Source organism: Zobellia roscoffensis (assembly GCF_015330165.1).
GTDB classification, from domain to species: domain Bacteria; phylum Bacteroidota; class Bacteroidia; order Flavobacteriales; family Flavobacteriaceae; genus Zobellia; species Zobellia roscoffensis.
This window is the reverse complement of record NZ_JADDXT010000002.1, coordinates 3,868,219-3,885,600: the sequence shown is the minus strand read 5'-3', so window position 1 is coordinate 3,885,600 and position 17,382 is coordinate 3,868,219. Positions and strand designations below refer to the sequence as shown.

Sequence of the window (17,382 nt, the reverse complement as noted above, 5' to 3'; positions counted from 1 at the left end):
ACGTTACTTTATTAACATTTCGTTAGCATTACACAACATATCTAAGCAAATTCAAAGTCACAAAAGTGTATATTTTTAAGACCAAGTGTCAGATTAAAGATGCAAAATACTATACCTGAATATTAATCTAGTTCAATTTCCCTTCCAAATCTAATAAAAAGGCATGTTCCTTAGCCACTTCTTTGAGTGATTCAAAACGTCCAGAAGCTCCCCCATGACCCGTATCCATATTAATATCCATCATCAATAGATTAGTATTGGTTTTAACTTCTCTTAATTTTGCAACCCACTTGGCTGGCTCAAAATACTGCACTTGCGAATCATGAAGTCCTGTAGTTACCAATAAATTAGGGTAATCCTGCGCAACTACCTGATCGTATGGCGAATATGACAACATATATTCATAGTACGTTTTATCATTAGGGTCTCCCCATTCATCATACTCTCCCGTAGTTAATGGAATAGAATCATCTAACATAGTGGTAACTACATCCACAAAAGGAACAGCTGCAATAACGCCATTATATAATTCTGGGGCCATATTAATTATTGCTCCCATAAGTAGACCGCCTGCAGATCCTCCCATAGCATATAAATGCTCTGAAGAAGTATACCCTTCTTTAATTAAATATTTAGAACAATCTACAAAGTCTGTAAACGTGTTCCTTTTTTTCAATAATTTTCCAGTTTCATACCAAGGTCTGCCTAGGTATTCCCCTCCTCTAATATGTGTTATTACATACACGAATCCTCTATCTAACAAACCTAAGCGGACTGTAGAAAAATAAGGGTCTATTGTATGTCCATAAGATCCATAGGCATATTGTAATACCGGTGTGTTTTTATCTAACGGAGTATTCTTATGATAAACTATAGACATGGGTACTTTTACGCCATCACGAGCAGTAGCCCAAACACGTTTTTCTTTGTAATTTGCTTTATCAAAATTACCACCTAGTACTTCCTGTTCTTTTTTTACTTCTTTTTCTTTTGTTCTCATATTGAAATCAATAATTGAACTTGGTGTGGTCATGGAATTATATCCATACCGAAGAATTTCAGTGTCAAAATCAGGATTACGACTTACACCTGCGGTATACGTCTCACTTTCAAAAGGCAGGTAATAGGCATTAGTACCGTCCCACCTATTAATTTGCACTCGGTTTAAACCGTTTGTTCGTTCAGATATTACGTAGTAATCTTTAAAAATATCAATATCCTCCAAAAGAACCTCTTGTCTATGAGGTATAAATTCCTGCCAGTTTGCGGAAGAAGTCTTATTTTCTTCAGTTTTCATTAACTTAAAGTTGGTAGCACCATCTTTATTAGTTAGTATATAAAAATGGTCTCCATAATGAGAAATACCATACTCTACGCCACGCTCTCGATGAGAAAACATTTTTAATTCACCATCCGGATTATCTGACCGTAAAATTTGATATTCCGAAGTAAGCGTACTATAAGAACCTACAATAATGTATTTCTTAGATTTTGATTTATAAACATACGTTCCAAACGTATCATCCTTTTCTTGAAAAACCAAAGTATCATTATCTGCCGAAGTACCAAACTTATGTTTTAGAATCTGATCTGCACGTAAAGTAACTGCATCCTTTTTAGTATAAAACAGAGTTTTATTATCATCTGCCCAAACAGAACCTCCTGTAGTATTTTCTATTTTATCATCATACACCTCACCGGTTTCAAGGTTTTTAATACTGATGGTGTATTGACGTCTTGAAACAGTATCAACCCCAAATGCGGCATATTTATTATTTGGACTAATAGCTATTCCTCCAATACTAAAATATTCATGGTCTTTGGCCATTTCATTGCCATCAAACATAATTTCCTCAGGAGCCTCTAAACTCTCTTTCCTTCTAGCATAAATAGGATATTCTTTACCTATTTCATATCTAGTTATGTACCAATACCCATTCTGTTTATAAGGTACAGACGTATCGTCCTCTTTTATTCTGGACTTCATCTCGTCAAAAAGTAATTCTTGATATTCTTTGGTATGTGCCGTTAAAGTTTCATAATACTCTTTCTCTGCTTCCAGGTGTGATATCACTTCTGGATTCTCTTTATCATTCAACCAATAATAATTATCCACCCTAACATCACCATGCTTTTCTAAATTGTGCGGAATCTTTTTGGCTATTGGTGCTTTTACTTCACTCATATTCTTTTCTTGACTTTGAACTAGGGGCACAAATGTAAGGCATAACCCAAGAAGGATTTTCTTTTTTTTAGAGAGACTCATAGTTAGTGGTTTTTCCTACACAATTTAGTAATTTTGCAAACTAATTTATTTATTAAAAACAAAACTATGTTTGGAGACATGATGGGTATGATGGGAAAACTTAAAGAAACCCAGCAAAAAGTAGAGGCCACAAAGAAACGCTTGGATACGGTAACACTAGAAGAATCTTCTTCTGAAGACCTGGTTAAGGTAGTTATTACAGCAAATAGAGAAGTAAAACAGATTCATATTGATAATTCTTTGCTTGAGGATAAGGACCAATTAGAAGATTTTTTAATTCTAACCATGAATAAGGCTATTGCAAAAGCAACTCAGGTAAACGAAACAGAACTTGCTGCTGTTGCCAAGGAAGGAATGCCCAATATTCCTGGTATGGACTCGTTATTTAAATAATGGCAAGCTATTTGCTTCTAAATTATCTAAATATATCAAAAATGAAACTATTACTTTTTCTCTTATTGCCTTTTTGTTTAATTGGCCAAGCTAATGTATCTACTAGTGTAGAATGGCTACAAGATTATGAAGAGGCTGTTAAAATATCAAAAAAAGAGAGCAAGAATGTCTTGGTTTATTTTACAGGAAGCGATTGGTGCCCTCCTTGTAAAATGCTAAAACGTGACCTTTTTGATACTGATGAGTTTTTAGAATTATCTAAAAGCTATGTTTTACTTTATATAGATATACCTAGAAACAGAGATTTATTGAGTGAGACGCAATGGAACCATAATCAGGATCTTTTAAAAAAACTCAACAAGAAGGGCGTTTTCCCTATGTTGACCGTTTTAAACGAAAAAGGAAAAATGCTTGACGAATATTCGGGTTACGGCATGACCGGAGAAATTAGTTATCATTTGAAATTTCTAAAGAAAAATAAGTAATAAAAAAGGGCCTTTTAAAGGCCCTTTTTTTTGTGTGTTATTTAAGATAGATTAGTTATTAATTAATCTAAACTCTGTTCTTCTGTTTACCGCATGTTCTCTTGAAGTACAAGAAACACCGTCTTTACATCTGTTTTTAAGCTTAGTTTCACCGTAACCATTAGCTACTAAAAGACTAGAGTTAATACCCTTTGAAATTAGATATTGAGCTACAGATTTTGCTCTTCTCTCAGATAAATCTTGATTAGAAGTAGCACTACCTTGCGCATCTGTATGAGAAGCCAACTCTACCTTAGCACCTGGGTTTTGCGCTAAAACAGGTAACAAACGTGTATCTATAATACTTTTAGCCTGGGCAGTTAAAGTAGCACTACCAGAATTCCAGTTTATAGGAAGCGCTTGGTAGGTAACCAGTTCACACTCCACTTCTTTCCAAGTAGTTAAACCACCTTTTTCTTTTAGCACTTCCTTTGTATAAGATTTTGTAACTGGCGCTACCATTTCTTCTACGGTGTAAGCATCCTTATCTAATACTGTTCTGATAATTTCATCATAAACCGCTGGAACAACTTCTTCTACCACTTTAGCTGGAGAAACGAGTATCCTTTTGGTATATGTAGCGCTTTTTTCAGGAATTGCAGTTTTACTTGTGCTAGCATTATTAGCAAGTGTAGATGTTTCAATTGTTTGAAACTCTGCTGGGTATCCTTTATAACACCAATACCTACAATCATCAGGGTTTCCTGAATCACAATCCGGTGCAGAGGCACCCAACTCCCATTGAGCGTAGGCAGGTTTCACCTCTATGGTCTGCGACGCACTACCAAAACTAGCAGGACTAATACTTAGAGAATTTCCTCCTTCTTTAGACACATAAGTGACCTTTTCAGAACCCCATTCCTCAGGAATAATACGGAGCTTTTTACTCTCTTCTTTTACCAAAACACGCTCTGTAACGGTTTTGTAGGTTGCAGGTACAGTTTTTAAAACTTTGTAGCCAGGTTTTACCGTAATAGTTACGGTTTCGTTTACGTAAACGTCAGGAGTTGTACATCGTACATAACACTTTCCTGGTTCGGGGTTCTCAGGTAGGTCTTGTGCCATACCAAATGATGCCGTAAGCACGGCCAAAGAAAAAAGAATCTTTTTCATAATACAGTTAATGTTTAATGTTATTTATAGTTGCATTAAAGTTAGCCATTTAATATTTTTTTAACAAGTAGATTCCTGTTAAGTATAAAAAACATCGATGAAATGCACCTTTTCATAGCAAAAACGGCTAAAAAACAGCACTAGCATAGAATAGCTTACTAAGAATGTGAAATGGCCTCTAACTTCTGTAGAATAGTAATGCGCTCTAATTACCCAATAAGTTATCTGAATTAAAAACCCATGCCTATAAATTATACATCTAATTTTGTATCTTTTACCTAAAAAACTAAAGTGATAGAAATAGTTAACTTATCTAATTCCAATTTTCAGTTTCATATTAAATCCAAAAGTGGTTCCACACTACTTGAAAGTAAAGAGTATAGTGCCAAGGCCGATTTAGAGACTGCGGTTTTAAACCTTGATAACCTTCAAATACACAGAAGTAATTTTGAACGCAAAACCAATCACGAAGGAAAGTTTCTCTTCAATTTTAAAGACAATAATGGTTATTTAATAGGTACAAGTCAACTTTATGATTCTGAAGCCGGAATGGAAAACGGTATTAAAAATTTGCACAATCGTCTAACCGAAGGGAAAGAATCATAAACCTTTAAGTATTTTTATAAACCTATTGTGCATGTCAGAAGTATAATCCAAATGGGTGACTATCCGTAATTTTCCTTGTCCCATACCTATAATGTGTACATCTTTTTCTTTTAATTTTTCTACAAAGATAGCACCGCTCATAACGCGTTCATCTATTTCAAAAATGATGATATTGGTCTCTATACATTCTACATTTCTAATGTAGGTTAGACTTTGTAATACCTCCCCTATTTCACGAGCTTTTTGATGATCAACGGCCAACCTTTCTATATGATGGTCTAGTGCGTAAATACCTGCTGCTGCAAGAAAACCAGCTTGACGCATTCCTCCCCCAAATATCTTACGGATACGAAGCGCTTTATGTATCATTTCTTCGGACCCTACTAAAACAGAACCTACAGGGCCACCTAAACCTTTGCTCAAGCATACGCTAATTGTATCAAACAATTTTCCATAAATTAGCGGGTTTTCTTGTTTTGCCACCATTGCATTCCATAAACGGGCCCCATCTAGATGATACGCTAAATTATGTTTTTCACAGACTGCTTTAATTTGCTTTAGTTCCTCCATATCCCAACAGGCACCACCACCTTTATTGGTCGTGTTTTCTACACAAACCAATGAAGTTAACGGGCTATGATAAAAATCCGGCGGATTAATTGCCTCTTCGACCTGTGTTGCCGTCATCATTCCCCTGTCTCCATCTATCAATTTACAGGACACTCCACTGTTAAAACTGACGCCTCCACCTTCATAATTATAAACGTGTGCATATTTATCACATATAAGTTGATCTCCAGGCTGCGTATGCAGCTTTATTCCTGTTTGATTGGCCATCGTTCCCGAAGGAAAAAACAAAGCAGCCTCTTTACCGAACATTTTAGCAACTTTCTCTTCAAGAGCATTTACAGTTGGGTCAGCTTTAAAAATGTCATCGCCCACCTGAGCACTCATCATGGCGTCTAACATGGCTGGAGTAGGTTTTGTGACCGTATCACTAATAAGATTAATATGCATGCGTGTTTTTTTAATAATTGAAAGTAAAAAAAACCAAATCCAAATGAATTTTTGACCAGTTTACAAATAGTCACTCAAAAGTAGCCAAATATGCCAAAAAGAGAGTCTTTTAACCTTTTTTCGTACAAAATATGGTAAAAAAGTCCCGCTATTTTTATTTATACGGCAAATTTCTATTTTGATTATTATGTAATTCTTCCATCTAAAAACCTTGAAAACTAATACCTTAAGTACAAACAAATGTACTATGGTAAACCTCGAGAATCAGATCTTTTCATCTTACGAAAGGAACCCCGTTTTATTTGACGAAATCTTCAACAAACAAGGAGATGTCAAAGAAGTATATTCTAAACTGTTTAATCTCTATGGAGAGCATTCCATTAATGATTATGTAAACCTTAATGAAAAGGCTAAATCATCATTTTTTAATCAAGGAATCACTTTTCAAGTGTATGACAAAAAGAAAACGAAAGAGAAAATTTTTCCTTTTGACCTTTTTCCAAGAATTATTCCGCCAGAAGAATGGAAAATTATTGAAGCGGGTTCTATACAGCGTAGTAAAGCATTGAATTTGTTTTTATGGGACATATATCATGACAAGAAAATAATAAGGCAAGGAATAGTTCCTATGGACCTCATAAGTTCCTCTGCCAATTATTTAGACCAAATGGTTAACGTAAATCCTCCAGGAGGCATATACAATCACATTTCAGGTACTGATGTCATTAAACATAGTGACGGACAGTATTATGTACTGGAAGACAATATTAGATGCCCAAGTGGTGTAAGCTATGTTATATGTAATCGTACAGCATTAAAAAGAGCGCTTTTTGGTGTTTTTAATCATTATAAAACATTTTCTGTTACCAATTACGCGGAGAACCTATTAGATCTATTAGAAACCGTTAAACCTAAAGGAGTAGATACACCTAATGTTGTTGTGATTACTCCCGGCATGTTCAACTCCGCCTTCTACGAACATTCCTATTTAGCAAAGACCATGGGTGTAGAACTGGTTGAAGGAAGAGACCTTTTTGTTGAAAATGATTTTGTTTATATGAAAACCATTAAGGGTCCTCAAAGGGTAGATGTTATATATAGACGAATTGATGATGCCTTCATAGATCCTCTAGAATTTAAGCCAGACTCATCAATAGGTGTGCCCGGACTTTTTGCAGCGTACAAAAAAGGGAATGTAACCCTAGCCAATGCTCCTGGCACCGGTGTTGCAGATGACAAGGCTATCTATACGTATATGCCAGAAATCATTAAATACTATTTAAATGAAGAGCCTATTTTAAATAACGTACATACCTATCACTGTAGTAGACCTAAAGAATTAAAATATGTGCTGAGCCATATACAAGAATTAGTAATTAAACCTGTAGATGAAGCGGGAGGTTATGGTATATCTATAGGGAACAGGTTAAGCAAAAAGGAAATTGAAGTAATAAAGGCTCAGATACTTCTAGATCCAAGAAAATATGTAGCCCAGCCTATAATGTCTCTTTCAGTTCATCCTACCTATATTGATAAAAGTGAATCTTTTGAACAGCGCCATGTAGATTTACGAACCTTTACTGTTCTTGGCAAAGACAAAGAGTTTGTTCTAAAGGGAGGACTAACACGTGTAGCCCTAAAAAGAGGGAATTTAATTGTGAATTCATCACAAGGAGGTGGGTCTAAGGATACTTGGGTTTTAAAGACTTAATAAAAATCCCGTACGTAAGACACATTATTTAAAGAGAACACTAATACTTAAAAAATGCCTATGTTAGCACGAGTTGCCAATAATCTTTTTTGGATGGGACGTTACATTGAACGCTCAGAACATATTGCCAGATATCTACGCGTAAATTATTTTTCATCGCTGGATGCTCCTAATCAGATTTCTCAATCCAGACAATTTGTACTTCGCTCAATGTTAACCATGGTTGGTGACCCTGTAGATGATGATTCCATAGAGTTAAATGAGCAAGAGGTATTATATAAAATTGGACTAGACCCTAATTACCAATCATCAATTTTAAATAACGTTAGAAATTCTCGAGAGAATGCCAATAGTGCCCGAGATTTAATCTCTACGGAATTATACGAATCTCTAAATAAGTTCTATCACTTTATATCTAACTATGATGTGAATGTGTACACAAAAAATGGACTCAATGACTTTACGCTTAACGTTACCGAAATGTCCTCTATCCTCAGGGGCAAGGTAAGAAGTACCCTCATGCACGATGAAATATATGCTATAATCATGATGGGGGCTAACATTGAAAGAGCCACGCAAATTATACGCATCATCAATTCAAAACATAATGATGCGTTAAAAGCACAGGGTAGTTATGGTGACAAATTTAAAAATAGCTTTGAGTGGACCACGCTGTTAAAATGTACGGAGTCTTATGATATGATGCGTAGATTTTATAAAAAAACACCCAACAGCATATCTACTTTAGAGTTTTTGATTCTAAACCCTGATTGTCCAAGGTCTATTATGAACAGTCTCAACCAAGTGTGTAAACATATAAAGATATTGAGTCCAAATAAAAAAAACGACCGAGATTCTACGGCTTTTGTAGTAGGTAAAGTCCGGGCAGAATACGAGTTTAAATGTATTGTGCAAATAGAAAACGATATTCAATCTGTCATCAATGAAACATTGAATAGCCTTTACGAGATAAGCGAAAAAATGGAAAAAGAGTTTTTTAGCTATTAGAAATAATTTATAATAATGAGACCAATGCCTAACCAGTTTACACATCTATCATGTCTTTAGAATACGCTATTACCTATAAAGCAGAAAACACTTATGAAGAGTGGGTTCACGAAGCCTATTGGCAATTTATGGTCGTTCCCGAAGAAAACGAGTCACAACAATTCATAGGGGTTGATTTCAGCAACTCTATAAGTGCTAAAAATGAATTTTCAATTAATGGATACGGTTTTAAAACCATACGGGTACACCCAAAAGACAAGTTCAAAGAGATTGCTTTTGAAGCTAGTTTTAAACTCATAAAAAAAGAAATCAATCCTTTTGACTTTAAGCCAGATGCGGACATATCAAAATCATATAGAAAAATACAAGAACTAGATTTCAAAATAGATTTTGAAGCATTCCTAAAAAAAACACACTATACTTTTATTCCTGAAGAACAAACGGTACTGTTTGAATTTGATCAAGAAAAATCGGTTTTCGATAACCTTCTTGCCTTAAACAAGTACACCTATAATTTTATTCATTTTAATGCGGAAGCTACGGATGTTCACACCACATTGTCAGAGTTGTTGAAAATCAGGCAAGGTGTATGCCAAGATTTCACACACCTTTTTTGCGCATTAGCTAGAGCTAATGGTATACCAACCAGATATGTCTCTGGCTATTTGCATCAAGGAAACGGTTACTTTGGAGATTCGCAAATGCATGCATGGGCCGAAGTCTACGTGCCTTTTATAGGCTGGATGGGATTAGACCCAACAAATGATATTTTAGCGGGCACCAATCATATAAAAGTTGCTCATGGAAAAGATTATAGTGACTGCTCTCCATTAAAAGGTGTAGTTTATACGGCTGGTAAAAACGAAACCGTTCATTCTGTACAAGTTAGCAGCCAAAACCAACAATAGGTATATAATAATAACCTATACCACCATACAAACATTCAACTATTTACTACAGAATAGATAAAAAAGAGTAGTATTTTTGTTTGAAAATAGAATACAATGACAATTACTACGGACCTATTTAAAGGTCTTCAAGATCGCCTTGGTGCGTTAAGGAGGTATCTTTGACGTTGATGCGAAACGTATTGAAATAGAGAACGAACAGGAGAAAACTTTAGCTCCTGATTTCTGGGATAATCCACAGGAAGCCCAGGCTCATATGAAATTCATACAGTCTAAAAAACAGTGGGTAGATGACTATAATGCTGCCAAAACACTAGTTGATGATTTAGAAATCTTAATGGAGTTTCTACAGGAAGGAGAAGTAAACGAAACAGAAGTAACCGCTCAATATGAAAAAGCTATTGATCAGTTAGAGAAGTTAGAGTTTAAGAATATGCTTTCTGAAGAAGGAGATGAATTGCCAGCCGTATTACAAATTACAGCTGGTGCCGGTGGAACCGAAAGTTGTGATTGGGCATCCATGCTTATGCGAATGTATATGATGTGGGCCGAGAAGAACAAATACAAGGTAAAAGAACTAAACTATCAAGAAGGAGATGTTGCAGGTATTAAAACCGTAACGTTGGAGATAGATGGCGATTTTGCTTTTGGATGGTTAAAAGGTGAAAACGGTGTTCATAGGTTGGTACGCATATCACCGTTTGATAGCAATGCCAAGCGCCACACTTCATTTGCTTCAGTATACGTGTATCCACTTGTTGATGATAGTATTGAAGTTGATGTGAATCCGGCAGACATAACTATTACCACAGCGCGCTCTAGCGGTGCGGGTGGTCAAAATGTGAATAAAGTAGAGACCAAAGTGCAATTGGTTCATCACCCTACAGGCATTCAAATTTCTTGTTCGGATTCTAGAAGTCAGCATGACAATAGGGCTACGGCCATGAAAATGCTGAAATCCCAATTGTACGAAATTGAATTGCGCAAGAAGATGGAAGCTCGCCAAGAAATTGAATCCTCAAAGATGAAAATTGAATGGGGCTCTCAAATCCGTAATTATGTAATGCACCCATATAAATTGATAAAAGATGTACGTACTGCTCAAGAAACAGGTAACGTAGACGCTGTAATGGATGGGGATATTGATGCTTTCCTCAAAGCTTATCTTATGATGATGGGGCAAAAAGAAGAAGATTAGCAAATTATAACGACTATTATAGTATTCAAGAATGTTTATCAATAATTAGCATATAAAATGATTAAAATATATCACAACCCAAGATGTCAAAAATCTCGAGAGGGATTGAAGGTTTTAGAAAATTCAGGTAAGGAATTTGAAGTTGTAAAATACCTAGAAGAAGTACCTACCAAAGAAGAACTGCGTAAGGTTTTGGACTGTTTAGCAATAACTCCTGAAATGCTAGTGCGAAAAAACGAAGCCGTGTGGAAAGAAAACTACAGAGGTAAATTACTATCTCATGAAGAAATTCTTGACGCCATGATTCTTTACCCTAAATTGATAGAAAGACCTATTGTAATAAATGGAGGGAAAGCTGTAATTGGCAGACCTGCTAATTTAGTTGAGGATATTCTTTAGGAATACTAGTAAACGGTTACGAGGCAAGCCTAGAAGCATTTAATCTCGATTATCGAGTAAATCTTCAGAATCAAAAAACAAGAAGGTATCTCATTGGTTTTAAATGGGGTGCCTTCTTTATTTTTAGTCTATATTTCTCTTTAATAATTTGGTACATTTGTTGCTTATAAGCTTTTAACAAAGCTTTAACCAAGTTGGATTAAACCATTCTATAAAAACATAATCTTATTAATTGATATCGTCATGAAAAACAATATCCCATACGTTATTTTATTTTTTGTTCTATTGTTCTCAAGTCCTGAACTTATTGCCCAATACGGCTACGGAGGTGGTGGTTATGGCTACGGAGGACAAGGTTATGGTGGCGGCTACGGAAGACAACGGAGCGCTATACCACAGGTACAAGAAACGCCAAAAGAGCCAGAACCAAAGACAGCGGAGCAAATTGTTGATGGTGAAATGCCAGGTATTTCTGAAGCCTTGGAGCTAAATGAGTTTGAGACGGCCGTAATGAGCTCGGTATTAAAGAAGTATTTGCAGAAACGAATTGAAATGCAGATTCTTCAACTTACTCCTGAGCAAATGCGCGAAGGAATGGAAAAAATTACAAAAGCTCAAGACGAAGAGTTAAAAGCAGGATTACCTATTGAGAAGTATGATGCCTTTGTGGCCATGCAAAAGAAAGGGCTACAAAAGACGAAAAAAGAAAAAAAGCGAGAGAAAAAACGAAAGAAGAAAAAATCTAAAGATTGATATGAAAAAACCGTTCTTGATTACCCTGTTACTGTTATCGATAAATACTTTCGCACAACGGCCGCAGAGGCCCCAGAATCAAGAACAAGAACCCATTAAAATAACCGGAAAAGTTCTGGATAAAGATGATGGGCAACCCTTAGAATACGCTACTCTAGTACTTCACAGTGTAAAAAATCCCGAAAAGGTAACCGGTGGTATTACCAATATTGATGGGGTATTTGAAGTAGAAGCAGCTCCAGGAGAATACAACGTAAGTATAGAGTACATCTCGTACAAAACGTACAAATTACCCAAACAACAGCTCAACAAGTCAATAGATTTAGGAACAATAAAACTTGCACTAGATGTAGCACAATTAGAGGGTGTTGAAGTTGTTGGAGAAAAAACTACAGTTGAGGTTAGGCTCGATAAAAAAATATACAACATTGGTAAAGACCTTACTACAAGTGGTGCTACCATTAGCGATGCACTAAACAATGTTCCTTCCGTAAATGTAGATGTTGAAGGAGGCATTAGCCTTAGGGGCAATGAAAACGTTAGAATTTTAATTAACGGAAAACCTTCCGCCCTAGCCGGTTTTGGCTCTACAGATGCGCTACAAGAACTACCTGCGGACGCTATTGAAAAGGTTGAAGTAATTACCAGCCCATCTGCACGTTATGATGCCGAAGGTACAGCAGGTATTTTGAACATCGTTTTAAAACGAGAGAAGACTCTAGGTTTTAACGGTTCCGTAAACGTTAATATAGGATACCCTAGTAGAAGTGGAATATCAGTAAATGCCAATCTACGAACAGACAACTTTAATATATTCAATACCCTGGGTTACCGCTACAGCAATTCACCCGGACATGCTTTTTACAACAATACATATATTGATGTAGATGGAAATCAAGTATACGATCAAATTAATGAAGAGCGCGATTATACAAGGTCAGGCAAAGGCCTGAATAACAACTTTGGAGTGGAATATTTTATTAATAAAAAATCATCCATCACTGGTAGTTTTTTCTTGCGTTTTCAAGATGGTGACGATCTTACTGAAAACTATAGCAACTACTTTAAAGACGGACTACTTTCCAGGCAAAGTTTCAGAGAAGAAATTGAATTGGAAGATGAGGAGAACTATCAATTCTCTCTAAACTACATGAACAATATTGATGATGACGGACAAAAATTGACAGCAGACCTTCAATACTCCAATGGAGACGAGGTGGAAACTTCAACTATTGATGATAACAATACTTTCCCTAATTCAAGTTTAAATACACTAGAAAGTGTTTATCAAAACGAAATTGAAGATGAATATTTAATCCAGGCAGATTACGTATTACCATTAGGTGACGCCCAGTTTGAGGCAGGTTATAGAGGCACGTTCGAAAGGGAGATTACTGATTACAAACTTGATTCGTTAAATCGTAATACAGGATTATTCGTTACCAACGAAGACTTGACCAATAAATTTGAATATCACGAAAATGTGAATGCGCTATACACCCAGTATGGTAACAAATTTGGTAAATTCTCTTTTCTTGCGGGGTTACGTTTAGAAAATACTCAATTAAAAGGAGAGGTTACTTCTGAGTATGACACCAGTTCAATTGAAGAAGCACTAGGGCAAGATGTTGACCTTAATTTTGATAAAAATTATTTGGGCCTCTTCCCTACTCTGAACTTTATCTTTGAAATAGGCGAAATGGAGAACATATCCCTAGGCTATAACCGCCGTATAAACCGGCCTAGAGGACGTTTTATAAACCCATTCCCTTCTCGATCTAGTAGAGCAAACATATTTCAGGGAAATCCTGATCTGGATCCAGCTTATTCCAATTCGTTTGACTTGGGATACCTAAAACGATGGGATAAGCTTACGCTTACCTCTTCTGTGTATTATAAACGTGAGACCAACTCGTTTGAATACATTCAGCAAGCTACAGGGCAAATAACGACGGATAGCGTGCGAATTATACGATCCATACCTATTAACCTTTCCTCTAATGAGAGAATTGGAGCAGAAGCAGGTATTCTTTATAATCCAAAAAAATGGTTGCGAATTAATAGTAGTGTAAACTTCTTTCAATTTTCGAGTGATGGAGAATTTGATGGTGTTGATTATGGAACGGACAATACAAGCTGGTTTGCCCGTTTTGGATCAAAAGTAAGCTTGCCAAAGAAGATTGAATGGCAAACGAATGCCTTTTATATGGGCCCTCGCCAAAATGCTCAGACAAAAACTGATGGAATGCTTTCCATTAATTTAGCATTCAGTAAAGATATCATGAATGATAAGGGTACGGTTTCATTTAATGTGAGTGACCTTCTCAATTCAAGAAAACGACAGTCGTATACTGTTTCAGACGATTTCATCTCTGAAAGCGAATTTCAATATAGACCTAGGTCAATTACCTTATCATTTCGGTACAGAATAAACCAAGCTAAAGAACGAGAGCGCAAAGGCAGAGGTGACGATAATGGCGGTGGAGATGATGAAATGGAAGGATAAAGAAACTAATTAGTAAAAATCCCTGTCAGGTTTTTATCTCTACAGGTTTTTTCATTCATTAATAGGCATAAAAAAGCAGGAAAACGACAAATCGTTTTCCTGCTTTTTTAATATGTAGAAGCGTTATACGCTACGTTTTGCTTTCTTCTTATCTCTCCACTCTTTATAAAGTTCCAAGATGTTGCCACCTAACCAATAAGGTACTACAAAGGTTAATAAGAAAATCATTAACCAAAAACCAATAGTTAAAATGGTCAAAAATGCTAAAAATCCAAGATACTGATCAAATTCCATGTGCTCAATTTTGCTATACAAAGATACTTTAGAAAGAATGAAAATTGCAAATTGAAATCAAAAAAAATAGCATAACTTAAAAAATCCAAATTTTTGAGGCCTCAAAGAGGAAATAAAATGGTGAAATAGTACCTTTGTTAACTAATGTAATACTACCAATAATGAGCTTTAGAATCGAAAAAGATACAATGGGCCAAGTAGAGGTTCCTAGTGATAAATATTGGGGCGCCCAAACTGAGCGTTCTAGAAACAACTTTAAAATAGGTCCTTCAGGATCCATGCCTTTAGATGTAGTGTATGGCTTTGCTTATTTGAAGAAAGCTGCCGCGTATGCCAATCATGAATTAGGTGTTCTCGCGGAGGAAAAAAGAGACCTTATTGCCCAAGTGTGCGATGAAATTTTAGATAGCAAGCATGACGATCAATTTCCGTTGGTTATTTGGCAGACTGGATCCGGTACGCAAAGTAACATGAACGTTAACGAAGTTATAGCGAACCGTGCACACGAAATAGCGGGCAAAAAAATAGGCGAAGGTGAAAAAACAATTCAGCCCAACGATGATGTGAATAAATCACAATCTTCCAACGACACCTTCCCTACAGGAATGCATATAGCTGCCTATAAAAAAATAGTACAGAATACGATACCAGGCGTAACTCAATTGCGAGATACTCTAAATAAAAAATCGAAAGATTTTGCCCAAGTAGTTAAAATTGGCAGAACTCATCTTATGGATGCGACTCCCCTAACTTTGGGCCAAGAGTTTTCTGGCTATGTCTCTCAGTTAGACCATGGCTTAAAAGCCTTGAATAACACCTTAGACCACTTAAGTGAATTAGCTTTGGGAGGAACTGCAGTGGGAACAGGTTTGAATACGCCAAGCGGCTATGATGTTCTTGTGGCAAAATATATTGCTGAATTTACCGGTCTTCCTTTTCGTACAGCAGAAAACAAGTTTGAGGCATTAGCAGCGCATGATGCTATCGTGGAAAGCCATGGTGCCCTTAAGCAATTGGCTGTTTCTCTAAACAAAATAGCGAATGACGTTCGTATGATGGCTTCTGGACCTAGATCAGGTATCGGTGAAATTATTATCCCTGCAAACGAGCCGGGTAGTTCTATAATGCCTGGTAAGGTTAACCCAACTCAATGTGAAGCAATGACAATGGTTTGTGCCCAAGTAATGGGTAATGACGTTGCTGTTTCTGTTGGTGGCACGCAAGGACATTATGAATTGAACGTGTTTAAGCCTATGATGGCTGCTAACATCCTTCAATCTGCAGAATTGCTTGGTGATGCCTGTGTAAGCTTTGATGTGAACTGTGCCGCCGGAATTGAGCCTAATCACGAAGTTATTAAAGAGCTTTTGAACAACTCTTTAATGCTGGTTACAGCCTTGAATACTAAAATAGGATATTACAAAGCTGCTGAAATTGCTAATACAGCACATAAAAACGGAACCACGTTAAAAGTGGAAGCTGTCAATCTAGGCTATGTTACTGCAGAAGATTATGACGAATGGGTAAAACCAGAAGAAATGGTAGGAAGTCTAAAGTAGATAAATGATAAAAACCAGGAATAAAAAAGGGGCAATCTTACGATTGCCCCTTTCCATTTATATGTAATGGATAGTGTGTTTACTATTTTAAAGTGAACTTAGAAGTTCCCAATAATTTCAGCCTATCATCATAAACATTTACCATGTAATTTCCTTCTTTGAAATCTCCTGCAGGTTTGCTAATATAATCACAAACATCTAACGATTTATTTTCATAGTAGAAACCAGTTCCTTTACTGTAGGTTACGGAAGCACCAGAATCATTAGTCTTAGAATAGCTTTCTCCCAAAACATTACCTTGTGGATCAAGAACTTCAATAAAGAACTCTCTATCTCCTGCTTGAGCAATTACGTTATCTGCAACAGTAAAACAGATTTTAAATTTATCACTTCTCTTAGCTCTAGAAGTAGAAACTAATTTTCCACTGCTACGTTCTTTAACCGCGTCTACACTAAACTTAGACAAATTAAGAGCTGAACCTTTTTCAACTACATCTGCCAATTGTGTGTTCTGTACAACCAAAGAATCATTAAAAACAGTTTGTTTCTCTAACTCCGTATAGGTGCTATCTCTTTGCATTGCAATAAAGGTGTTAGATTTGGTAAGCGAATCAACTTGCTTCAATAATTGTGCTCTTTCTTCCTTTAAAACACCAACTTGTCTTCTGTATCTAGAAAGAGAAGAAATATCACCCTTCATACTTTTTACAGAATCAATATATTTTGCAATATTATCTCTTGCGGAAACCAACTCTTCATTAGTAGCGTTACTTTCTAAGATAGCTTTATCATATTCAGACTTCAAGCTATTTAAATCCTCAACTACTAATTGCTTCTCTTGCGTAAGTGCAGTTTCGTTTTTCTTTTTTTCTTGGTATAGACTAACAGTGTAAATTATGGTACCCAAAAGTACCACACCTAACAATCCTGCCAGCACTTTTAATCCATTGTTGTTTTTTGTTTCAGTCATAATGTTAATATTAATTACTAATAAAAATTATTGGTTTGTATCGCTTTATATACGGTAAGATTTTCTTTTTAGATTTTTTGATGTAAAAAAATCAAATAATAAGTCAAACAAAAGTTTACGATATGGTAACTTTAAACATCAGTATGAAATTAACTGA

At 36.0% G+C, this 17,382-nt stretch carries 16 protein-coding genes; 11 read left to right on the top strand and 5 right to left on the bottom strand.

The features are described 5' to 3' along the window. Window positions 1–127 precede the first annotated feature (127 nt). A complete protein-coding gene (locus IWC72_RS15590; protein WP_194530401.1) occupies window positions 128–2,266 on the bottom strand; it encodes a S9 family peptidase in 2,139 nt (712 codons plus the stop codon). 66 nt (window positions 2,267–2,332) lie between these two features. Between IWC72_RS15590 and IWC72_RS15585 the strand changes: the two genes are divergently transcribed. Together IWC72_RS15585 and IWC72_RS15580 are read left to right on the top strand one after the other, a co-directional pair. After that, window positions 2,333–2,659: a YbaB/EbfC family nucleoid-associated protein gene (locus IWC72_RS15585; RefSeq protein WP_194527101.1), complete on the top strand. Its 327-nt coding sequence runs from the start codon at window positions 2,333–2,335 to the stop codon at window positions 2,657–2,659. A 41-nt stretch (window positions 2,660–2,700) separates the two neighbouring features. Continuing rightward, window positions 2,701–3,144, top strand: coding sequence for a thioredoxin family protein (locus tag IWC72_RS15580; protein ID WP_194527100.1), 444 nt, complete (start codon window positions 2,701–2,703; stop codon window positions 3,142–3,144). 51 nt (window positions 3,145–3,195) lie between these two features. On the opposite strand, the gene IWC72_RS15575 is transcribed toward IWC72_RS15580, so the two are convergent. After that, entirely contained in the window at window positions 3,196–4,296 is a 1,101-nt protein-coding gene (locus tag IWC72_RS15575) for an OmpA family protein (RefSeq protein WP_194527099.1), read from the bottom strand. A gap of 291 nt (window positions 4,297–4,587) precedes the next feature. Here IWC72_RS15575 and IWC72_RS20435 point away from each other — a divergent pair, with 291 nt between their 5' ends. After that, complete coding sequence (locus IWC72_RS20435) at window positions 4,588–4,902, top strand: YegP family protein (protein WP_194527098.1); 315 nt, start codon at window positions 4,588–4,590, stop codon at window positions 4,900–4,902. On the opposite strand, the gene IWC72_RS15565 is transcribed toward IWC72_RS20435, so the two are convergent. Then, complete coding sequence (locus IWC72_RS15565) at window positions 4,897–5,919, bottom strand: threonine aldolase family protein (protein WP_194530400.1); 1,023 nt, start codon at window positions 5,917–5,919, stop codon at window positions 4,897–4,899. The two genes, IWC72_RS20435 and IWC72_RS15565, sit on opposite strands and share 6 nt — an antisense overlap. Window positions 5,920–6,166: 247 nt before the next feature. On the opposite strand from IWC72_RS15565, the gene IWC72_RS15560 reads away from it, so the two are divergent. The 7 genes from IWC72_RS15560 to IWC72_RS15530 all read left to right on the top strand — a co-directional run bounded on the left by IWC72_RS15560 (window position 6,167) and on the right by IWC72_RS15530 (window position 14,402). Beyond that, the gene (locus IWC72_RS15560) at window positions 6,167–7,630 is read left to right on the top strand and encodes a circularly permuted type 2 ATP-grasp protein (RefSeq protein ID WP_194527096.1); all 1,464 of its coding nucleotides are present in this window, start codon (window positions 6,167–6,169) and stop codon (window positions 7,628–7,630) included. Between the two features lie 60 nt (window positions 7,631–7,690). Next, window positions 7,691–8,638, top strand: coding sequence for an alpha-E domain-containing protein (locus IWC72_RS15555; RefSeq protein ID WP_194527095.1), 948 nt, complete (start codon window positions 7,691–7,693; stop codon window positions 8,636–8,638). 50 nt (window positions 8,639–8,688) lie between these two features. Next, window positions 8,689–9,546, top strand: a complete 858-nt coding sequence (locus IWC72_RS15550) for a transglutaminase-like domain-containing protein (RefSeq protein ID WP_194527094.1) — start codon at window positions 8,689–8,691, stop codon at window positions 9,544–9,546. A 96-nt stretch (window positions 9,547–9,642) separates the two neighbouring features. Next, window positions 9,643–10,744, top strand: a protein-coding gene (gene prfB / locus IWC72_RS15545; protein WP_226968068.1) for a peptide chain release factor 2 whose coding sequence is annotated in 2 segments (ribosomal slippage) — window positions 9,643–9,708 and window positions 9,710–10,744 — 1,101 coding nt in all. Because the reading frame shifts where the segments join, the coding sequence is not laid out codon by codon here. A gap of 57 nt (window positions 10,745–10,801) precedes the next feature. Continuing rightward, window positions 10,802–11,143: an arsenate reductase (glutaredoxin) gene (gene arsC, locus IWC72_RS15540; protein WP_194527093.1), complete on the top strand. Its 342-nt coding sequence runs from the start codon at window positions 10,802–10,804 to the stop codon at window positions 11,141–11,143. A gap of 243 nt (window positions 11,144–11,386) precedes the next feature. After that, window positions 11,387–11,896, top strand: a complete 510-nt coding sequence (locus IWC72_RS15535) for a hypothetical protein (RefSeq protein ID WP_194527092.1) — start codon at window positions 11,387–11,389, stop codon at window positions 11,894–11,896. A gap of 1 nt (window position 11,897) precedes the next feature. Next, the gene (locus tag IWC72_RS15530; protein WP_194530399.1) at window positions 11,898–14,402 is read left to right on the top strand and encodes an outer membrane beta-barrel family protein; all 2,505 of its coding nucleotides are present in this window, start codon (window positions 11,898–11,900) and stop codon (window positions 14,400–14,402) included. A 123-nt stretch (window positions 14,403–14,525) separates the two neighbouring features. On the opposite strand, the gene IWC72_RS15525 is transcribed toward IWC72_RS15530, so the two are convergent. Next, complete coding sequence (locus tag IWC72_RS15525) at window positions 14,526–14,696, bottom strand: hypothetical protein (RefSeq protein WP_162857241.1); 171 nt, start codon at window positions 14,694–14,696, stop codon at window positions 14,526–14,528. Window positions 14,697–14,857: 161 nt separating this feature from the next. On the opposite strand from IWC72_RS15525, the gene fumC reads away from it, so the two are divergent. Further along, window positions 14,858–16,255 (top strand): class II fumarate hydratase, encoded by a 1,398-nt coding sequence (gene fumC, locus IWC72_RS15520; RefSeq protein ID WP_194527090.1) that lies wholly within the window; start codon window positions 14,858–14,860, stop codon window positions 16,253–16,255. Window positions 16,256–16,337: 82 nt separating this feature from the next. On the opposite strand, the gene IWC72_RS15515 is transcribed toward fumC, so the two are convergent. Next, window positions 16,338–17,225: a hypothetical protein gene (locus tag IWC72_RS15515; RefSeq protein WP_194527089.1), complete on the bottom strand. Its 888-nt coding sequence runs from the start codon at window positions 17,223–17,225 to the stop codon at window positions 16,338–16,340. Window positions 17,226–17,382 lie beyond the last annotated feature (157 nt).

What these genes read in the sequence shown, in the direction of transcription:
- IWC72_RS15565 (WP_194530400.1), bottom strand. Translation starts at nt 5,919, where the DNA reads ATGCATATTAATCTTATTAGTGATACGGTCACAAAACCTACTCCAGCC.
- fumC (WP_194527090.1), top strand. Translation starts at nt 14,858, where the DNA reads ATGAGCTTTAGAATCGAAAAAGATACAATGGGCCAAGTAGAGGTTCCT.
- IWC72_RS15560 (WP_194527096.1), top strand. Translation starts at nt 6,167, where the DNA reads ATGGTAAACCTCGAGAATCAGATCTTTTCATCTTACGAAAGGAACCCC.
- IWC72_RS15555 (WP_194527095.1), top strand. Translation starts at nt 7,691, where the DNA reads ATGTTAGCACGAGTTGCCAATAATCTTTTTTGGATGGGACGTTACATT.
- IWC72_RS15590 (WP_194530401.1), bottom strand. Translation starts at nt 2,266, where the DNA reads ATGAGTCTCTCTAAAAAAAAGAAAATCCTTCTTGGGTTATGCCTTACA.
- IWC72_RS15530 (WP_194530399.1), top strand. Translation starts at nt 11,898, where the DNA reads ATGAAAAAACCGTTCTTGATTACCCTGTTACTGTTATCGATAAATACT.
- IWC72_RS15515 (WP_194527089.1), bottom strand. Translation starts at nt 17,225, where the DNA reads ATGACTGAAACAAAAAACAACAATGGATTAAAAGTGCTGGCAGGATTG.
- IWC72_RS15535 (WP_194527092.1), top strand. Translation starts at nt 11,387, where the DNA reads ATGAAAAACAATATCCCATACGTTATTTTATTTTTTGTTCTATTGTTC.
- IWC72_RS15525 (WP_162857241.1), bottom strand. Translation starts at nt 14,696, where the DNA reads ATGGAATTTGATCAGTATCTTGGATTTTTAGCATTTTTGACCATTTTA.
- IWC72_RS15585 (WP_194527101.1), top strand. Translation starts at nt 2,333, where the DNA reads ATGTTTGGAGACATGATGGGTATGATGGGAAAACTTAAAGAAACCCAG.
- IWC72_RS15580 (WP_194527100.1), top strand. Translation starts at nt 2,701, where the DNA reads ATGAAACTATTACTTTTTCTCTTATTGCCTTTTTGTTTAATTGGCCAA.
- arsC (WP_194527093.1), top strand. Translation starts at nt 10,802, where the DNA reads ATGATTAAAATATATCACAACCCAAGATGTCAAAAATCTCGAGAGGGA.
- IWC72_RS15575 (WP_194527099.1), bottom strand. Translation starts at nt 4,296, where the DNA reads ATGAAAAAGATTCTTTTTTCTTTGGCCGTGCTTACGGCATCATTTGGT.
- IWC72_RS15550 (WP_194527094.1), top strand. Translation starts at nt 8,689, where the DNA reads ATGTCTTTAGAATACGCTATTACCTATAAAGCAGAAAACACTTATGAA.